The organism is Microbacterium terricola, from assembly GCF_027943945.1.
Taxonomy (GTDB): domain Bacteria; phylum Actinomycetota; class Actinomycetes; order Actinomycetales; family Microbacteriaceae; genus Microbacterium; species Microbacterium terricola.
In genome coordinates, this window is record NZ_AP027141.1 from 1,944,443 (window position 1) to 1,961,284 (window position 16,842).

Sequence of the window (16,842 nt, forward strand, 5' to 3'; positions counted from 1 at the left end):
CTATGCCCGTGTCAGAGCCAGTCATCTCCTATCCCCCCGAGCTGCCCGTCAGCGCGGCGCGGGATGAGATCGCGCGCGCCATCCGCGACAACCAGGTCGTCATCGTCGCGGGAGCCACGGGCTCGGGCAAGACCACGCAGCTGCCGAAGATCTGCCTCGAGCTCGGCCGCACGCGCATCGCCCACACGCAGCCCCGCCGCATCGCCGCCCGCACGATCGCCGAGCGCGTGGCCGAGGAGCTGCAGGTCCCGCTCGGCACCGCCGTCGGCTACAAGGTGCGCTTCACCGACAAGGTGACCGAAGACACCCGCATCGCCGTGATGACCGACGGCATCCTGCTGAACGAGATCCATCGGGATCGGATGCTGCGCCGCTACGACACGATCATCATCGACGAGGCGCACGAGCGGTCGCTCAACATCGACTTCCTGCTCGGGTACCTCACCCAGCTGCTCCCGAAGCGCCCCGATCTCAAGGTGATCGTCACCTCGGCGACGATCGATCCGGAGTCGTTCGCGCGGCACTTCGCCCGTGGCGACGTGCCGGCGCCGGTGGTCGAGGTGTCCGGCCGCACCTACCCGGTGGAGATCAGGTACCGGCCCGCGACGGGCTCGGCGACCGCAGCCGGGGCCGCCGGCGACTCCCCCGCGAGCGCCGCCGACGGCGACGACGTCGACGGGATCACCGCCGCGCTCCGCGAGCTCGATCGCGAGGCGGCGGGCGACGTCCTGGTGTTCCTTCCCGGCGAGGCGGAGATCCGGGATGCGGCAGATGCCGTCCGCGGCATGTACGCGAAGGACGCCGCTCCCACCGAGGTGCTGCCGCTGTACGGCCGGCTCTCTGCGGCCGAGCAGCACCGCGTCTTCGAGCGCTCCACCGTCGCGGGGGTGCGTCGTCGCGTCATCCTGTCGACCAACGTCGCCGAGACGAGCCTCACGGTCCCCGGCATCCGCTACGTGATCGACACCGGCACGGCCCGCATCTCGCGGTACAGCAACCGCTCCAAGATCCAGCGTCTGCCGATCGAGGCCATCTCGCAGGCCTCCGCACAGCAGCGGTCGGGCCGTGCGGGCCGCACCACGGCCGGCATCGCCATCCGCCTCTACGGCGAGGACGACTTCGACAAGCGGCCCGAGTTCACCGAGCCCGAGATCCTGCGGACGAGCCTCGCGTCCGTGATCCTGCAGATGCTCGCGCTGGGCTTCGGCGACATCGCCTCGTTCCCCTTCCTCACCCCGCCGGACTCGCGCGGCGTGCGCGCCGCGCTCGATCTGCTGGTCGAGCTCGGCGCCGTGTCCCTCCGCCGCGGCGAGCCGACCCTCACCGACATCGGTCGGCGCATCTCGCGCCTTCCGATCGACCCGCGCTTCGCCCGCATGCTGGTCGAGGCGGAGCGCACCGGCGTGCAGCGCGACGTGCTCGTCATCGTCGCGGGGATGTCGATCCAGGACGTCCGCGAACGACCGGAGGAGCGCCGCGAGGAGGCCGACCGGCTGCACGCCCGGTTCACCGACCCCACCAGCGACTTCCTCTCGCTGCTCAACCTGTGGAACCACCTCCAGGAGCAGCAGGCCGAGCTCGGCTCGAGCGCCTTCCGGCGCCTGTGCCGCAACGAGCACCTCAACTATGTGCGCGTTCGGGAGTGGGCCGACGTGCACCGTCAGCTCAGCACCCTCGTCGGCGCGAAGCGCCGAGGCGGAACCTCCACCGCAGGCGGGAGCACGGTGGAGACCGCCGACCCCGACGAGATCCACAAGGCGATCCTGGCCGGCCTGCTCTCGCACATCGGCATCGTCGACGAGCGCAGCGCTCGTGGCGGCGACCAGAAGCGCCCGCAGGCCGCCGACTACCTCGGCGCCCGCGGCACGCGGTTCGCGATCTTCCCCGGTTCAGGGCTGAAGAAGAAGCGCCCGTCCGCCGTGATGGCCGCCGAGCTCGTCGAGACGTCGCGCCTCTTCGCCCGCACGGTCGCCGCCGTCGACCCGGCGTGGGCGGAGGACCTGGCGGGAGATCTGGCCAAGCGCCAGCTGGGCGAGCCGCACTGGTCGAAGTCGGCGGGCGCAGCATCCGCGTACGAGAAGGTCACGCTCTTCGGCGTCGAGATCATCCCCCGCCGCCGGGTGCAGCTGGCCCGCTTCGACCGGCCGCTGGCCCGCGAGATGTTCCTGCGCCATGCCCTCGTCGAGGGCGACTGGGACTCCAGCAGCCTCGACAAGCGCCTCACCGCCTTCGAGCGCCGCAACCGCGAGCAGCGCAGACTCCTGGAGAAGATCGAGGAGCGCGAGCGCCGACGCGACATCCTCGTCGGCGACGAGGCGGTGTACGCCTTCTACGACGCCCGCATCCCGCGCGACGTCTTCGATCAGCGCTCGTTCGAGACGTGGTGGAAGGATGCGGTCGCCCGCACGCCGCGCCTGCTCGATCTGACCGAGGCGGACCTCATCGACGAGTCCGCGCGCGGCGACGAGCGCGACTTCCCCGCGCGCTGGACCCAGGGCGACCAGGTGCTGTCCCTCGCGTACCGGTTCGAGCCGGGCGCGCCCGATGACGGCGTGACGGCTGTCGTGCCGCTCGCGCTGCTGGCCCAGCTGCGGCCGGTGGGCTTCGACTGGCAGGTGCCCGGCCTCCGCGACGAGCTCATCGCCGGACTGATCCGCTCGCTGCCCAAGGCCATCCGCCGGCACGTCGTGCCCGCGGCCGACTGGGCCGCGCGCTTCGCCGAGGAGCTCGCCGGGTCCGGCCCCGAGTCGCATGCGGGGCTGCCTCCCGTGCCGTTGCGCGATGCCCTCGCCCAGCGCATCCAGCGGGTCGCGAACCAGCCGGTGACCGCCGCCGACTTCGAGCTCGAGCGGGTGCCGGGGCACCTGCTCGTGTCGTTCCGCGCCGTCGACGAGCGCGGACGCCCGGTCGGCGCCGACCGTGACCTGCCCGCACTCCAGGAGCGTCTGTCGGGCAAGGCGCGCGCCTCCGTGTCGCGATCCCTCGCCAAGGCGTCTCCGCCCCGCGGGCCCGCCGCGGCGATCGCCGCAGCGGCGTCCCCCGCGTCGGCCGCCTTCCCCGAGCGCACCGGACTCACCTCGTGGGACCTCGGGTCGCTGCCCGACGTGGTCGACACGAAGGTCGCCGGCGGCGTCGTGCGCGGATACCCCGCGCTGGTCGACGAGGGCACGGGTGTCGCGACGCGCATCGAGGCCACCCCGGAGGCCGCCGTGGCAGCCTCTCGCGCCGGGGTGCGGCGACTCCTGCTGCTGGCGATCCCTTCGCCGGCGGCATACGTGCTCGAGCACCTCACCGCATCCGAGAAGCTCGCCCTCGCCGCCTCGCCCTACCCCTCCGCGAAGGCCCTCATCGAGGACGCACGGGTCGCCGTCGCCGACGCCGTGATCCAGCGCGAGACGGGGGGCGAGCTCGTGCGGACGCCCGAGGCGTTCGAGCGTGTCCGCGCGGCGCTGTCCGCGGTCGTCGTCGACGAGCTGTTCGCCGCCGTCTCGCTGGCCGCCCGCATCCTCACCGCCTCCCGCGACGTCGAACGCGCCGTCCGCGGGCAGAACTCCCTCACGCTGCTCGGCGCCCTGAACGAGGTCAAGGGCCAGGTCGCGGCGCTCGTGCACCCTGGTTTCATCTCCCGCACCGGGCTCGCGCGTCTCGCGCACCTGCCCCGGTATCTGCGCGGGGCCCTCGAGCGCATCACCGCGCTCGCCGACAACCCCGGGCGCGACCGGCAGCGGATGAGCGAGTTCGAGCGTGCCGCCGCGCTCTACACGGAGGCGGGTGGGATGCTGCCGCCTCCGCCCACCGCACCGGCGTCGCTCGTGCACGCGCGGTGGCTCCTGGAGGAGTACCGCGTGAGCCTGTTCGCCCAGCAGTTGGGCACGGCGGAGGCCGTGTCGATCCAGCGGATCCAGAAGGCTCTGAGCGCGTCCGTCCAGTAGCGCCGCAACATGGCGACATACGGGCGGGGCGCGGCTCCCGTCAGCCGCGACAATGGAGCCATGTCTGATGCTCCCCTCTCCTTCGCGACGGCGCAGGTCCAGGCGGGCTTCACCGCCGGTGCCGCCGAGAACACCGCGGTCCCGCCGATCTACCAGTCCAACGCGTTCCAGTTCGGCTCCCTCAGCGAGGCCCGCGACCTGTTCGCGCTTCGCCGCGAGGGCAACATCTACAGCCGCGCCGCCAACCCGACGGTCCTCGTCTTCGAGCAGCGGGTGACCGCGCTCGAAGACGGCGTGGCGGCCGCCGCGGTGGGCTCGGGTCAGGCCGCCGTCGCCCTCGCCCTGCTGGCGCTCGCGCAGCAGGGCGAGCACATCGTGGCTGCCCGCCAGCTCTACGGCGGCACGATCGACCTGCTGCAGGAGACGTTCGCGGACTGGGGCATCGAGGTCACCTTCGTCGATCAGGACGACACGCAGGCATGGCGGGATGCGGTGCGCCCGACCACGCGCGCCCTGTTCGCCGAGTCGGTCACCAACCCCATCGCGCAGGTGCTCGACGCGCATGCCGTCGCAGCGATCGCGCACGAGGCCGGCGTGCCGCTCGTCCTCGACAACACCGTCGCGACCCCCTACCTGCACCGCGCGAAGGATCTCGGCGCCGACATCGTCGTGCACTCCGCGACCAAGTTCCTCGGCGGCCACGGCACCTCGCTCGGCGGCGTGATCGTCGACCTCGGCACCTTCGACTTCGGCGCGGACGCGCCCCGCTGGCCGCAGCTCACCGAGCCCTACCGGCGGGTCGCCGGCGGCAGCCTGCTCGAGCGCTTCGGCGCGAAGGGCTCGCCGTACATCGCACTGGTCAAGACGAAGTACATCCACGACCTCGGGCCGTCGCTGTCCGCGTTCAACGCGTTCCAGCTGCTCCAGGGCCTGGAGACGCTCGACCTCCGGGTCGCCCGCCACAGCGCGTCCGCGCTCGAGGTGGCCCGGTTCCTCGACCAGCACGCCGCCGTCGCGCGTGTGCACCACCCCGGCCTGGAATCGAGCCCCTGGCACGCGCAGGCGCAGAAGTATCTGCCCCGGGGCGCCGCATCCGTCTTCTCGTTCGACCTGCACCAGACCGGTGACCCGGCGGGCGACTTCGCGCGGGTGGAGGCGTTCATCGACCGTCTGCGGGTCGTGCGGCTCGTCGCCAACATCGGCGACGCGCGCAGCCTGGTCGCGCACCCGTCGTCGATGACGCACAGCCACATGACCCCCGCGCAGCTGGCCGAATCGGGCATCGGATCGACGACGATCCGTCTGTCGATCGGCCTGGAGGACCCTGCCGACATCGTGGCCGACCTCCGCGCGTCGCTCGATCAGGTCTGACGCCCGGCAACGACAGAAGCCCCGCCCGGTCTCCCGGGCGGGGCTTCTGTCTGCAGCGGCTCAGTTGCCGGAGCGCCGCTTGTTGTAGACGTCGAACGCGACGGCCAGCAGCAGCACGAGGCCCTTGACGGCCTGCTGCCACTCGATGCCGATGCCCATGATCGACATGCCGTTGTTGAGCACGCCGATGATCAGACCACCGATGATGGCGCCGCCGATGGTGCCGACACCACCCTGCACCGCCGCACCGCCGATGAACGCGGCCGAGATCGCTTCGAGCTCGAAGCCGTCACCGGCCTTCGGACCGGCCAGGTTCAGTCGGGCGGTGAAGATGAGGCCCGCGAGCGCCGCGAGGAAGCCCATGTTCACGAACAGCCAGAAGTCGACCCGGCGGGTCTTGATGCCCGACAGCTCCGCCGCGTGGCGGTTGCCGCCGATGGCGTAGATGTGGCGGCCGAAGACGGTCCGGTTCATGACGATGCCGTAGACGAGCACGAGGATCGCCAGGATGATCAGCGTCACCGGGATGCCCTTGTACGACGCCAGTGCCCAGGTGAACCAGCCGATGACGACGGCGATGAGCACGAGCTTGACGATGAACCAGGTGAGCGGCTCGACTTCCTGGTCGTACTTCTCACGTCCGCGGCGGGTGCGCACCTGCTGCAGGACGAACGCGACGATACCCGCGGCGCCGATGATGAGCGTGAACAGATCGGGGCTGGACTCGCCGAACACACCGGAGATGAAGCCGTTGCCGATCGCGCGGTACTCGGTGGGGAACGAGCCGATGTTCGCGTTGCCGAGCACGACGAGCGCGAGGCCGCGGAAGATCAGCATGCCGGCCAGCGTCACGATGAACGCGGGAATCCCGACGTAGGCGACCCAGAAGCCCTGCCACGCGCCGACCAGGGCGCCGATCAGCAGCGAGAGGAGGATCGCCACCGGCCACGGCAGCTCCAGCTTCACCGCGAGGACGCCGGAGACGGCGCCGACGAAGGCGGCCACCGACCCGACGGACAGGTCGATGTGACCCGCGATGATGATCATCACCATGCCGATCGCCAGAACGAGGATGTACCCGTTCTGCACGATCAGGTTCGAGATGTTCTGCGGGCGCAGCAGGATGCCGTTGGTCAGGATCGCGAACAGGGCGACCACGGCGATCAGCGCGATGAAGATGCCGTTCTTGCCCAGATCGCTGAGCACGTGGCTCAGCCAGCTCGTGAACTTGTTCTCGGTCGGGTGGACGAGCCCGCCCGCGGCGGTCTCGGTCGAGGGATTGTCGTTTGACATGGTTGTGTCTCCTGCGGGCCCCGTCAGCGGGGCTTCTCCATGGTCATGAGCTTGAGGACGGACTCGGGTGTGGCCTGCTCGATCGGCAGCTCGCCGGTGATGCGCCCCTCGCTGAGGGCGTACACGCGGTCCGAGATGCCGAGCAGCTCGGGAAGCTCGGAGGAGATCACGATGATCCCCTTGCCGGATGCTGCGAGCTTGTTGATGATCGTGTAGATCTCGTACTTCGCGCCGACGTCGATGCCGCGGGTGGGCTCGTCGAGGATGAGCACGTCGGGATCGGAGTAGATCCACTTCGACAGGACGACCTTCTGCTGGTTGCCGCCGGAGAGCTTCCCGGTCTTGACCAGCACGTTGGGCGCCTTGATGTTCATGCTCTTGCGGAAGTCGTCGGCGACCTTGTACTCCTCGTTGTCGTTCACGAGGCCGGCCGCTTCGAGCTTCTTCAGCGACGCCATCGAGATGTTGCGCTTGATGTCCTCGATGAGGTTGAGGCCGTACGTCTTGCGGTCTTCCGTCGCGTACGCGAGCCCGTTGTCGATCGCCTCGGCGACGGTGCGGGTGCGGATCTCCTTGCCGCGCATGAAGACCTTGCCCGAGATGCGCGAGCCGTAGCTGTGGCCGAACAGGCTCATCGCGAACTCGGTGCGGCCCGCGCCCATGAGGCCGGCGATGCCGACGATCTCACCGGCGCGCACGTTGATCGAGACGTTGTCGACCATGACCCGGCTCGGGTCCTGCGGGTGGTGCGCCGTCCAGTCCTCGACGCGCAGCAGCTCGTCGCCGATCTGCGGTTCGTGGTCGGGATAGCGGTGCTCGAGATCGCGGCCCACCATGTCCTTGATGATGCGGTCCTCTGTGACGTCCTGCTTGGCGATCGTCTCGATCGTCTTGCCGTCGCGGATGACCGTCACCGTGTCGGCGACCTTTTTGATCTCGTTGAGCTTGTGGCTGATGATGATCGACGTGATCCCCTCCTCGCGGAGGTTGAGGATCAGGTCGAGCAGGTGGTCGGAGTCCTCGTCGTTGAGCGCGGCGGTGGGCTCGTCGAGGATGAGGAGCTTCACCTCCTTGGAGAGCGCCTTCGCGATCTCGACCAGCTGCTGCTTGCCGACGCCGATCTGATTGACCTTGGTCGTCGGGTTCTCGCGGAGGCCCACGCGGCGCAGCAGCGCCCCGGCCTCGGAGTTGGTCTTGTTCCAGTCGATGAGGCCGCCGGCGCCCTTGCGCTCATTGTTGAGGAAGATGTTCTCGGCGATCGAGAGGTAGGGGCTGAGGGCCAGCTCCTGGTGGATGATGACGATCCCGCGCGCCTCGCTGTCGCGGAGGTTGCGGAACTGCACCTCGTCGCCGGCGTACACGATGTCGCCGTCGTATGTGCCGTGCGGGTACACACCCGACAGCACCTTCATGAGCGTGGACTTGCCCGCGCCGTTCTCGCCGCAGATCGCGTGGATCTCGCCGCGTTCGACCTCGAAATTGACGTTCGAGAGGGCCTTCACACCCGGGAACGTCTTGGTGATGCCGCGCATCTCCAGGATGTTGTTCGTCACGTTCTCCGACTTCCTCGTGGGGTCCCGACACCGGGAGCGTACTGGAGGCGACGACGGTGGGGCGGATGCCCCACCGTCGTCGCCGATTCGACAGGTGGAGAGACCTCGTTAGAGGCCGAGCTCCTCAGCCGTCCAGTAGCCGGTGTCGACCAGGGCCGACTCGACGTTGTCCTTGACGACCGGCACCGGCGCGAGCAGGTACGAGGGGACGACCTTCACGTCGTTGTCGTACGTCTCGGTGTCGTTGACCTCGGGCTCCTCGCCGTTCAGCACGGAGATGGCCATGCCGGCAGCGACCTTGGCGAGCTCACGCGTGTCCTTGAAGATCGTCGCGTACTGCTCACCCGAGAGGATCGCCTTGACCGAGTCGACCTCGGCGTCCTGGCCCGAGATGATCGGCCACTCGTCACCGGTGGTGTAGCCGGCGTCGGTGAGAGCCGAGATGATGCCGCGCGAGATGCCGTCGTAGGGCGACAGCACCGCGTTGACCTTCGAGCCGTCCGAGTACTGCGACGTGAGGATGTCCTCCATGCGGCTCTGGGCGGTCTCGCCGTCCCAGCGGAGCGTGGCGGCCTGCTCGATGTCGGTCTGACCCGACTTCACGACCAGCGTGCCGTCCTCGATGTACGGGTTCAGGACATCCATCGCGCCGTTGAAGAAGAAGAACGCGTTGTTGTCGTCCAGCGAGCCGGCGAACAGCTCGATGTTGAACGGACCCTTGGGCGCGTCCTCGGCCGGGTTGCCCTCGAGGTCCGTCAGGCCGAGGCCGTTCAGGAGGGTCCACGCCTGCTGGTTGCCGACGAGCTCGTTGTCGAACGTCGCGTAGTAGTCGACGTTCTCGGTGCCCTTGATGAGGCGGTCGTACGCGATGACGGGCACGTCGCTGTCTGCGGCGGTCTGGAGGACCTCCGTCAGCGTGGTGCCGTCGATCGAGGCCACGATGAGCGCCTCGGCACCCTTCGTGATCATGTTCTCGATCTGCGAGACCTGGGTGGGGATGTCGTCCTCTGCGTACTGCAGGTCGACGGTGTAGCCCTCGGCCTCGAGCGCAGCCTTGACGGCGTCGCCGTCCTGGATCCAGCGCTCCGAGCTCTTGGTGGGCATCGCGACGCCGATGAGGCCGCCGTCGCCTTCGCCCTCGGTGGTGCCGGTGCCGCCGGTGCTGCCGGAGCAGGCGGTCAGCGCCAGGGCGCCCGCGGCGACAGCCGCGATCATGATCCTCTTGATCTTCACTGTGGTTCCTTTCCAGTGGACATCACTGTCTTGGTGTTCGGTATTCAGTTGTGACCGCGCCCAGGGTTTCGGGCTACCGGCGGTCGTCGGTGGTCTGTCCGTAGACGTTCTGGTACCGGTCGTAGAGCCGGTCGATGGCGTCCTGCGGGAGAGGGATGAGGGGGCCGCCCTGACGGGCGATGTGCACGGTGCGGGCGACGTCCTCGAGCATGACGGCCGCCTTGACGGCGTCCTTCGCGTTCGTGCCGATCGTGAACGGGCCGTGGTTCTGCATGAGCACGCCGCGGCTGCGGTGGCCGGAGAGCGTCTCGACGATGCCCTTGCCGATCGAGTCGTCGCCGATGATCGCGAAGGGGCCCACCGGGATGGGGCCGCCGAACTCGTCGGCCATCGCCGTGATGACGCAGGGGATCTCCTCGCCGCGCGCCGCCCACGCCACAGCGTAGGTGGAGTGGGTGTGCACGACGCCGCCGACCTCGGGCATGTTCCGGTAGACGTATGCGTGCGCCGCGGTGTCGGACGAGGGCGACCGCTCGCTGCCGGGGGTGCCGGGGATGACGTTGCCGTCGAGATCGCAGAGGATCATGTTCTCGGGCGCCAGGTCGTCGTACGAGACGCCGGACGGCTTGATCACGAACAGATCGGCGCCGGGCACGCGGCCCGAGACGTTGCCGCCGGTCCAGACGATGAGGCCGTAGCGGACGAGCTCGGCGTGGAGGGCGGCCACCTCGGCGCGGACACGGGCGATCGCGACCTCGGTCTTCACGCCGGAGACGTAGCGATCCTGCGTCTCGGAATCCGTGCCCTGCACCACTGTGCCGACTCCCTTGTCTGGTCTGGCTGTGCGGCGGTCGATGTGACAGCCGATGTGACAGTCCATGTGACCGTTCACATCGGCAAGTGTAGCCACGTCCGGCCCGAGAGTGTCAACTTCACTCGGTCTCGGGTTGGTAACGGAAGCCTGTGTCTCAGCGGAGGGGCGCTGCGGACCCGCGGACGATCAGCTCGGGCATGATCGTCGGGGTGGCGGCGGGCTCATCCGCGTCGCCGCGCGGACCCAGCAGCAGGTCGACGCAGCGCCTGCCGAGTTCCGCGAAGTCCTGCCGCACGGTCGTCAGCGGCGGCCAGAAGTGAGCCGCCTCGGGGATGTCGTCGAAGCCGACGATGCTGATGTCGCGGGGCACATCCAGCCCCTCGTCGCGGATCGCGTGCATCAGTCCGAGCGCCATCTGGTCGTTCGACGAGAAGATCGCGGTGAAGTCCCGCACCCGCAGCAGCTCGCGGCCGGCGTAGTAGCCGAACTCGGCCGTCCAGTCCCCCAGGATCGGTGCGGTGGTGGGGATGTCGTTCGCGCTCATCTCCTCGAGGAATCCGCGCATGCGCGCCTCCGCCTCGATCCAGTCCTGCGGTCCTGCGAGGTGGTAGATCTGCCGATGTCCCAGGCTGATCAGGTGTTTCGTCGCGAGGCGCGCCCCGCCGATCTGGTCGACGGTGAGGGTGTGGTCGGGGTCGAGGCCGGTCGACTGGAGGGTGACGTACGGGATGTCGAGCTGCTGGGCGGCGAGCGCCCGGAACACCCGCACCTGCGGCGCGATGACGACGAGTCCCTCGATCGACTGCGCCATCAGATGCGCGATGCCGTCGGGGATGGACTGCGGAGCCGAGGCGTCGATGTTCGCCGTGCTCACCCAGTAGCCCCGCTCCTGCGCGGCTGCCTCGATCGACGCGATGCTGGACGCGGGGCCGTACATCGTGCTGGAGGCGGAGAGGATGCCGATGGTCTGCGACCGGCTGGTGACCAGCGCGCGGGCGGCCCGGTTCGGGCGGTACTGCAGCTCCGCCATGACCGTGAGCACGCGCTCGCGCGTCTCGGGCCGGATGCTGGGGTGCTCGTTGAGCACGCGGGAGACGGTCTGATGCGAGACGCCCGCGAGCCGCGCGACATCGCGGATGCTCGGCCTGCGGCCGGGGGCGTCGTCGCTCATGGTGGCTCTCTGGGGGAAGCGGGTGGAGGCATGTGCACGGTCACACGGCCTCGGGTGCCATTATGCACCGCCGGGCGCCCGGGGGCGCATGCCTACACTGGCATCATGGCCGACTTCGCCCGGTTCCTTCCGCTCAACGGCCGCCCGCACGGCGACGAGACGGACGTCACGAGCGACCGCCGCGTGGCCGTCGCGCAGGTCATCGACGAGGCCCAGCGTCTGCTGGGCGGCGTCGACGCCGAGCGGGCCGGCCGGCTCGCCGCCGACTTCGTGCGCGCCGCGCGCCTCGACGCCGATCCGGTGGACGGCCTCCCCGCCCTGTCCGCGAGTGTGCGGACGGGGAAGAGGCGCAGCATCCGCTCGCTCGTGCACGCGACCCGCGCCCTGCTCGTGCTCGCCGCCGAGACCGGAGGCACGCCGCGCCTGCACGCAGCCATCACCGGCGCCGTCGCACTGTGGGGCGCGACGAGCGGCCCCTTCGATCGCCGAGCCGTGCTGAAGGGCCATACGATCGCCGCGACCGATGAGGAGTGGTCGTTCGGGCGAGGCCCCGTGCTCGCCGGGCCCGCGCTCGGCATCGTCGCGTTCGTGCTCGCCCTCTCCGATCAGCCGCCGGTCGCCAGTACGCTCGAGGCATGACCGGACTTCGCTGGGGAATCCTCGCCACGGGTGGCATCGCCCACTCCTTCGCACGCGACCTGCGCACCGCGGGACTCGACCTCGCCGCCGTCGGCTCGCGCCGGCTCGAATCGGCCGAGCGGTTCGCGGCGGAGTTCGACATCCCCCGCGCCCACGGATCGTACGAGGGCCTCGTCGCCGACCCGGACGTCGACATCGTCTACATCGCCACGCCGCACCCGATGCACGCCGAGGATGCCCTGCTCGCCATCTCGCACGGCAAGCACGTGCTCGTCGAGAAGCCCTTCACGCTGACCGGCGCCGAGGCAGCCGCCGTGCGCGACGCCGCACGAGCGCAGGGCGTGCTCGCCATGGAGGCGATGTGGACGCGGTACCTGCCGCACATGGCGCGGATCCGCGAACTCGTCGCGAGCGGTGCGCTCGGCGAAGTGCGGACGGCCTTCGCCGACCACACCCAGCAGCTGCCGGCCGATCCGGAGCACCGCCTGAACGCGCTCGAGCTCGGCGGCGGCGCCCTGCTCGATCTCGGGATCTACCCGGTCTCGTTCACGTGGGACGTGCTGGGGGCGCCGTCGTCGGTGACCGCAACCGCTCGACTGGGCGAGACGGGCGCCGACACCGAGGTGGCCACGCTGTTCACCCACGCCGGCGGCGCCGTATCGAGCACGCTCTCGTCGTCCCGCGCGGCCGGCCCCAACACAGCGCACATCGTCGGCACGACCGCGCGCATCGACATCGACCGCGTCTGGTACACCCCGACCTCGTTCCGGCTGATCACCCCGGACGGCACGATCGTCGAGGACTACGTCTCGCAGGTCGAGGGCCGCGGCATGCAGTACCAGGCGATCGCCGCAGAGCAGTTCGTCGCCGATGGGTCGCTCGACAGCGACGTGCTGCCGCTGGACGACACCGTCGCGATCATGGAGACGATGGACGAGATCCGCCGTCAGATCGGCGTCGCCTACCCCTCGGAGGCCTGATCGCGCGCGCGTCGCGCGATCTCCGCACGCAGGCGCTCCTCTTCGATCTCACGCTCGAGATCCGCCAGCTGCTCCTCGGTGCTGCGCCGTCCGTGCGTCGGTGCCACGTACCCGGTCGGGGCGCTCTGCCGCGCCGGGGCGCGCTGCGCCCGCGCCGCTCCCCCGGTGTACTCGCGGCCGAGGGCGAACCAGAGCACGGTGCCGATGAACGGGAGCACCAGGACCATGAGCAGCCACGCCCAGCGCGGCAGGTGCTTCACCTGCCACTCGTCGCGCGTGATGATGTCGACGAGCGCGAAGATCATGGCGCCGACCACGAGGAGGGAGAACACATACGGCATGACGGAATTCTATGTATCCGCTGTGCTGCTGTCTCGCCATTCCTGCGGCTGACACACTGGAGTCATGCCGGACCCCCAGAACCCCCGCGTCGCGGTCTACCTCGACTTCGACAACATCGTCATGAGCTGGTACGACCGGGTGCACGGGCGCAACGCCTACTCGCGTGACCGCCAGCGCATCAGCGAGAACGCCGGCGACCCCGAGATCGCCGAGCGCCTCGCGGCTGCCACCATCGACGTGGGCGCGATCATCGACTACGCCGCCTCGTTCGGCACGCTCGTGCTCACCCGGGCGTACGCGGACTGGTCGGCGCCGGTGAACGCGGTGTACCGCTCCCAGCTCGTCGCCCGCGCGGTCGACCTGGTGCAGCTGTTCCCCGCCGCCGCTTACGCGAAGAACGGCGCGGACATCCGCCTCGCCGTCGACACCGTGGAGGACATGTTCCGCCTGCCCGACCTCACGCACGTCGTGATCGTCGCGGGCGACAGCGACTACGTGCCGCTCGCCCAGCGCTGCAAGCGTCTCGGCCGCTATGTGGTGGGCGTGGGCGTCGCCGGCTCCACGGCCAAATCGCTCGCCGCCGCGTGCGACGAGTTCGAGGCCTACGACTCGCTCCCTGGCGTCCCACGCGTGACGCGCGAGACGGCGAAGGATGCTGCCGCTCGAAGCCGCGGCAAGGCCAAGGCCCCCGCGGCGACCGCCGAGGAGCCGCAAGCCGAGGGCGCGCCGACGGACGCCCCGGTCACGACCGCCAAGACGCGGTCGGGGTCGCGGCGCTCCCCTGCGAAGCCCGCCCCCGACGCCGAGAGCACGGCGGAGCCGGCCGAGACAGCCGCAGGCGCACCGCGCGCGGCCGAGGTCGAGGCAGCCCTCAACGACGCGCTCGGCGGTGCGGCCGCACCTGCGAAGCGCACGAGCAGGCGAGCCACGACCAAGAGCGTCGCCGCGAGCGCGGAGGCCGCACCCGAGGTGGCACAGCCCGACGAGCCGGACCCGCAGGAGACCGCGACGCGACTGCTCGAGCGCGCCCTCCGCCTCGGTCATGACAAGAACGACGACTCCGAGTGGCTGCACAGCTCGGCGGTGAAGACCCACATGCGGCGGATGGACCCCTCGTTCAGCGAGAAGGCCCTCGGCTACCGCTCCTTCAACGACTTCGTGAAGGCACGCGAATCGATCGCCGAGCTCGAGGAGACCGGGCACGAGCGCCTCGTGCGCCTGCGCGAGTGACCAGGGTCAGCTCGCGCCGGCGAGGAACTGCAGCACCGCGCGGTTGAAGGCCTTCGGCTGCTCCATGTTCGCCGCGTGCCCGTCGTTCGCGAGCACGACCGCCGTCCCCCGCGACGCGAGCGCGGCAGCGGCGACCGCGTGCGCGCTCGGCCAGAACTCGCTCTCCGCGCCGGCGACGAAGAGCACGGGTACGCTCGTCGCCGCGATGACGGGACGCCAGTCCTTCTTCGCGTGGTCGTCCAGGAGGGCGAGCTCACCCTCGCTGAGAGCACCGGCATCCGCGCCCTTCATCAGGCGGAGGAGCCGTACCAGCCGCATCCCCCTGCGTGCGATCGGCGTACCGTGGCCGGTGTCGGGGATGCGCTCGGCGAAGTACGTGTCGACGTTCGAGGCGTCGTAGCCGTAGAAGCCGTGCGGCCAGTCCGGCGTGTTGAGCATCTTCGGCGTCTGGTCCACGATGACGACCGCGCCGACTCTCGCGGCACCGTGCTGCTGCAGGTACGCCCAGATCGTGTTTCCGCCCATCGAACCGCCGATGAGCACGACGTCGTTCAGGTCGAGACGCTCGAGCACGGCGTGCACGTCGGCGCCACGGCGCGCCATGTCGACACCCTCGGCCGGGCGTTCGCTCGTGCCGTGCCCACGGAGGTCGACGGCGATCACGCGATACCCCGCATCCTGCAGGGGCTTCAGCTGATAGCGCCATGTCGTCGCGGCCGCCTTGAAGCCGGCCAGCAGCACCACCGGCCGCCCTGCGGGGTCGCCCGACACGGTGTAGTCCAGGCGCACCCCGTCGTCGGCGGTGATCGAGCTCATGCGGGGGCACCTTCCGTCGGGAACGCCTTGCCGGGGTTGAGGATGCCCTGCGGGTCGAGCGCTCGCTTGATGTCCGCGTGCAGACGGATGACGGTCGGGCTCAGCTCCGCCGCGGCACCAGGCAGCTTCAACAGGCCCACCCCATGCTCGCCGGTGACGGTGCCGCCCAGGGCGCGGCACGCGGTCACGATGCGATCGAAGGCGCCCTTGGCCCTGGCCTTCGCTGCCTCGTCTCCCTCGGGCGCGATGATGAGCGGGTGCAGATTGCCGTCACCCGCATGGGCGATGTTGGCGATCACGACGTCGGCATCGGCGGCGATCGCCTCGATGCGGGCGAGCATCTCGGGCACCGCGCCGCGGGGCACGCACACATCCTCGGTGAGGACCGGACCGAGCCGCTCGAGTGCGGGATACGCCAAGCGGCGGGCGCGGAACAGCCGGTCGATCTCGGCGGGGTCGTCCGCCCGCTCGACCGCCGCGCCGCCGGCGTCGCGGAAGGCATCCTCGAGCCGGGCGGCCAGTCGCTCTCCGGCTTCGCCGGCCTCGTCGACCTTGGCCAGCAGCAGCGCCGCCGCACCCTCCGGCAGATCCCACCCCTGCCACTGCGCCACGGCGTGCAGGCACATCCGGTCGATCAGCTCGAGTGCCGCCGGCACGATGCCCGCCGCGGCGACGGCCGCGACTGCGCGCCCGGCTGCCGTGAGTGAAGGGAAGTAGCCCACGACGGCTCGCTCCTCGCGGCCGCCGGGCGGCAGCAGCTTCAGAGTCGCCTCGACGACGATGCCGAGGGTGCCCTCCGAGCCCACCATCAGCGCCGTGAGGTCATACCCGGTGACGCCCTTCGCGGTCGTGCGTCCGAGCCGGGCGATGCTGCCGTCGGCGAGCACCACCGTGAGGCCCAGCACGTAGTCGCGGGTGACGCCGTACTTGACGCAGCAGATGCCGCCGGCGTTGGTCGCGACGTTGCCGCCGATCGTCGAGATCGCCTGGCTCGCGGGGTCGGGCGGGTACCAGAGTCCGGATGCCGCGACCTCCTGCCGCAGCGCGTCGTTGAGCACACCGGCCTGCACCCGGGCGTAGCGCTCCTCGACGTTGACCTCGAGCACCTCGGTCATCCGCTCGAGCGTGAGGACGAGACTTCCGCTCGTCGCGTTCGCCCCGCCCGACAGACCAGTGCCGGCCCCGCGCGGGACGATCGCGACACCGTGGCGGGCCGCCCAGGTCACCGTGGCCACGACGTCGTCGATGGACGCGGCCCTGACCACAGCGGACGGTGTCGTGTACTCCGCCCATTCCGCGTCATCGTGGGCGTAAGCCTCACGGACACTCTCGTCGAGGATCAGGGAGTCGGGCGACAGCAGGCGGGCGAGGTCGGCGAGAGCAGCATCGGTCATGGCCGTCCGATGCTACCCCCGGCCGATCCCGCCCGCCCGCAGGCCTGGTCCGGCTGGCCGGTTTCAGCCAGCCA

Annotated in this window: 13 protein-coding genes; 5 read left to right on the top strand and 8 right to left on the bottom strand. The window is 70.2% G+C overall.

The features are described from left to right. The first annotated feature begins 2 nt into the window (after window positions 1–2). The gene (gene hrpA, locus Microterr_RS09150) at window positions 3–3,932 is read left to right on the top strand and encodes an ATP-dependent RNA helicase HrpA (protein WP_263798269.1); all 3,930 of its coding nucleotides are present in this window, start codon (window positions 3–5) and stop codon (window positions 3,930–3,932) included. A 60-nt stretch (window positions 3,933–3,992) separates the two neighbouring features. Next, on the top strand, window positions 3,993–5,303 hold the full coding sequence (locus Microterr_RS09155) for an O-acetylhomoserine aminocarboxypropyltransferase/cysteine synthase family protein (protein WP_263798268.1): 1,311 nt from the start codon (window positions 3,993–3,995) through the stop codon (window positions 5,301–5,303). A gap of 60 nt (window positions 5,304–5,363) precedes the next feature. On the opposite strand, the gene mmsB is transcribed toward Microterr_RS09155, so the two are convergent. The 5 genes from mmsB to Microterr_RS09180 form a co-directional block, all read right to left on the bottom strand. Further along, window positions 5,364–6,596 (bottom strand): multiple monosaccharide ABC transporter permease, encoded by a 1,233-nt coding sequence (mmsB, locus tag Microterr_RS09160; protein WP_263798266.1) that lies wholly within the window; start codon window positions 6,594–6,596, stop codon window positions 5,364–5,366. A 23-nt stretch (window positions 6,597–6,619) separates the two neighbouring features. Beyond that, complete coding sequence (mmsA, locus tag Microterr_RS09165) at window positions 6,620–8,149, bottom strand: multiple monosaccharide ABC transporter ATP-binding protein (protein ID WP_263798265.1); 1,530 nt, start codon at window positions 8,147–8,149, stop codon at window positions 6,620–6,622. Window positions 8,150–8,257: 108 nt separating this feature from the next. Beyond that, window positions 8,258–9,382, bottom strand: coding sequence for a multiple monosaccharide ABC transporter substrate-binding protein (chvE, locus tag Microterr_RS09170; RefSeq protein WP_281974197.1), 1,125 nt, complete (start codon window positions 9,380–9,382; stop codon window positions 8,258–8,260). 73 nt (window positions 9,383–9,455) lie between these two features. After that, window positions 9,456–10,274, bottom strand: coding sequence for an L-ribulose-5-phosphate 4-epimerase (locus Microterr_RS09175; protein ID WP_425593772.1), 819 nt, complete (start codon window positions 10,272–10,274; stop codon window positions 9,456–9,458). A gap of 76 nt (window positions 10,275–10,350) precedes the next feature. Further along, entirely contained in the window at window positions 10,351–11,367 is a 1,017-nt protein-coding gene (locus tag Microterr_RS09180; RefSeq protein WP_263798264.1) for a LacI family DNA-binding transcriptional regulator, read from the bottom strand. A gap of 105 nt (window positions 11,368–11,472) precedes the next feature. Here Microterr_RS09180 and Microterr_RS09185 point away from each other — a divergent pair, with 105 nt between their 5' ends. Both Microterr_RS09185 and Microterr_RS09190 read left to right on the top strand, forming a co-directional pair. Further along, window positions 11,473–12,006: a hypothetical protein gene (locus tag Microterr_RS09185; RefSeq protein ID WP_263798262.1), complete on the top strand. Its 534-nt coding sequence runs from the start codon at window positions 11,473–11,475 to the stop codon at window positions 12,004–12,006. Further along, a complete protein-coding gene (locus Microterr_RS09190; protein ID WP_263798261.1) occupies window positions 12,003–12,986 on the top strand; it encodes a Gfo/Idh/MocA family protein in 984 nt (327 codons plus the stop codon). Before Microterr_RS09185 ends, Microterr_RS09190 begins: the two co-directional genes overlap by 4 nt. Here Microterr_RS09190 and Microterr_RS09195 read toward each other — a convergent pair. After that, entirely contained in the window at window positions 12,968–13,327 is a 360-nt protein-coding gene (locus Microterr_RS09195; protein ID WP_263798260.1) for a PLD nuclease N-terminal domain-containing protein, read from the bottom strand. The two genes, Microterr_RS09190 and Microterr_RS09195, sit on opposite strands and share 19 nt — an antisense overlap. 64 nt (window positions 13,328–13,391) lie before the next feature. Between Microterr_RS09195 and Microterr_RS09200 the strand changes: the two genes are divergently transcribed. Then, entirely contained in the window at window positions 13,392–14,558 is a 1,167-nt protein-coding gene (locus Microterr_RS09200; RefSeq protein WP_263798259.1) for an NYN domain-containing protein, read from the top strand. Window positions 14,559–14,564: 6 nt separating this feature from the next. Here the strand turns inward: Microterr_RS09200 and Microterr_RS09205 are convergent, their stop codons facing one another. Together Microterr_RS09205 and Microterr_RS09210 are read right to left on the bottom strand one after the other, a co-directional pair. Beyond that, on the bottom strand, window positions 14,565–15,374 hold the full coding sequence (locus Microterr_RS09205) for an alpha/beta fold hydrolase (RefSeq protein WP_263798258.1): 810 nt from the start codon (window positions 15,372–15,374) through the stop codon (window positions 14,565–14,567). Then, complete coding sequence (locus Microterr_RS09210) at window positions 15,371–16,768, bottom strand: FAD-binding oxidoreductase (RefSeq protein WP_263798257.1); 1,398 nt, start codon at window positions 16,766–16,768, stop codon at window positions 15,371–15,373. The genes Microterr_RS09205 and Microterr_RS09210 overlap by 4 nt, the downstream gene beginning before the upstream one ends. Window positions 16,769–16,842: the final 74 nt, after the last annotated feature.

Coding starts and splice junctions, on each gene's coding strand:
- Microterr_RS09155 (WP_263798268.1), top strand. CDS start 3,993: ATGTCTGATGCTCCCCTCTCCTTCGCGACGGCGCAGGTCCAGGCGGGC.
- Microterr_RS09185 (WP_263798262.1), top strand. CDS start 11,473: ATGGCCGACTTCGCCCGGTTCCTTCCGCTCAACGGCCGCCCGCACGGC.
- mmsB (WP_263798266.1), bottom strand. CDS start 6,596: ATGTCAAACGACAATCCCTCGACCGAGACCGCCGCGGGCGGGCTCGTC.
- Microterr_RS09205 (WP_263798258.1), bottom strand. CDS start 15,374: ATGAGCTCGATCACCGCCGACGACGGGGTGCGCCTGGACTACACCGTG.
- Microterr_RS09210 (WP_263798257.1), bottom strand. CDS start 16,768: ATGACCGATGCTGCTCTCGCCGACCTCGCCCGCCTGCTGTCGCCCGAC.
- Microterr_RS09180 (WP_263798264.1), bottom strand. CDS start 11,367: ATGAGCGACGACGCCCCCGGCCGCAGGCCGAGCATCCGCGATGTCGCG.
- Microterr_RS09195 (WP_263798260.1), bottom strand. CDS start 13,327: ATGCCGTATGTGTTCTCCCTCCTCGTGGTCGGCGCCATGATCTTCGCG.
- Microterr_RS09200 (WP_263798259.1), top strand. CDS start 13,392: ATGCCGGACCCCCAGAACCCCCGCGTCGCGGTCTACCTCGACTTCGAC.
- hrpA (WP_263798269.1), top strand. CDS start 3: ATGCCCGTGTCAGAGCCAGTCATCTCCTATCCCCCCGAGCTGCCCGTC.
- Microterr_RS09190 (WP_263798261.1), top strand. CDS start 12,003: ATGACCGGACTTCGCTGGGGAATCCTCGCCACGGGTGGCATCGCCCAC.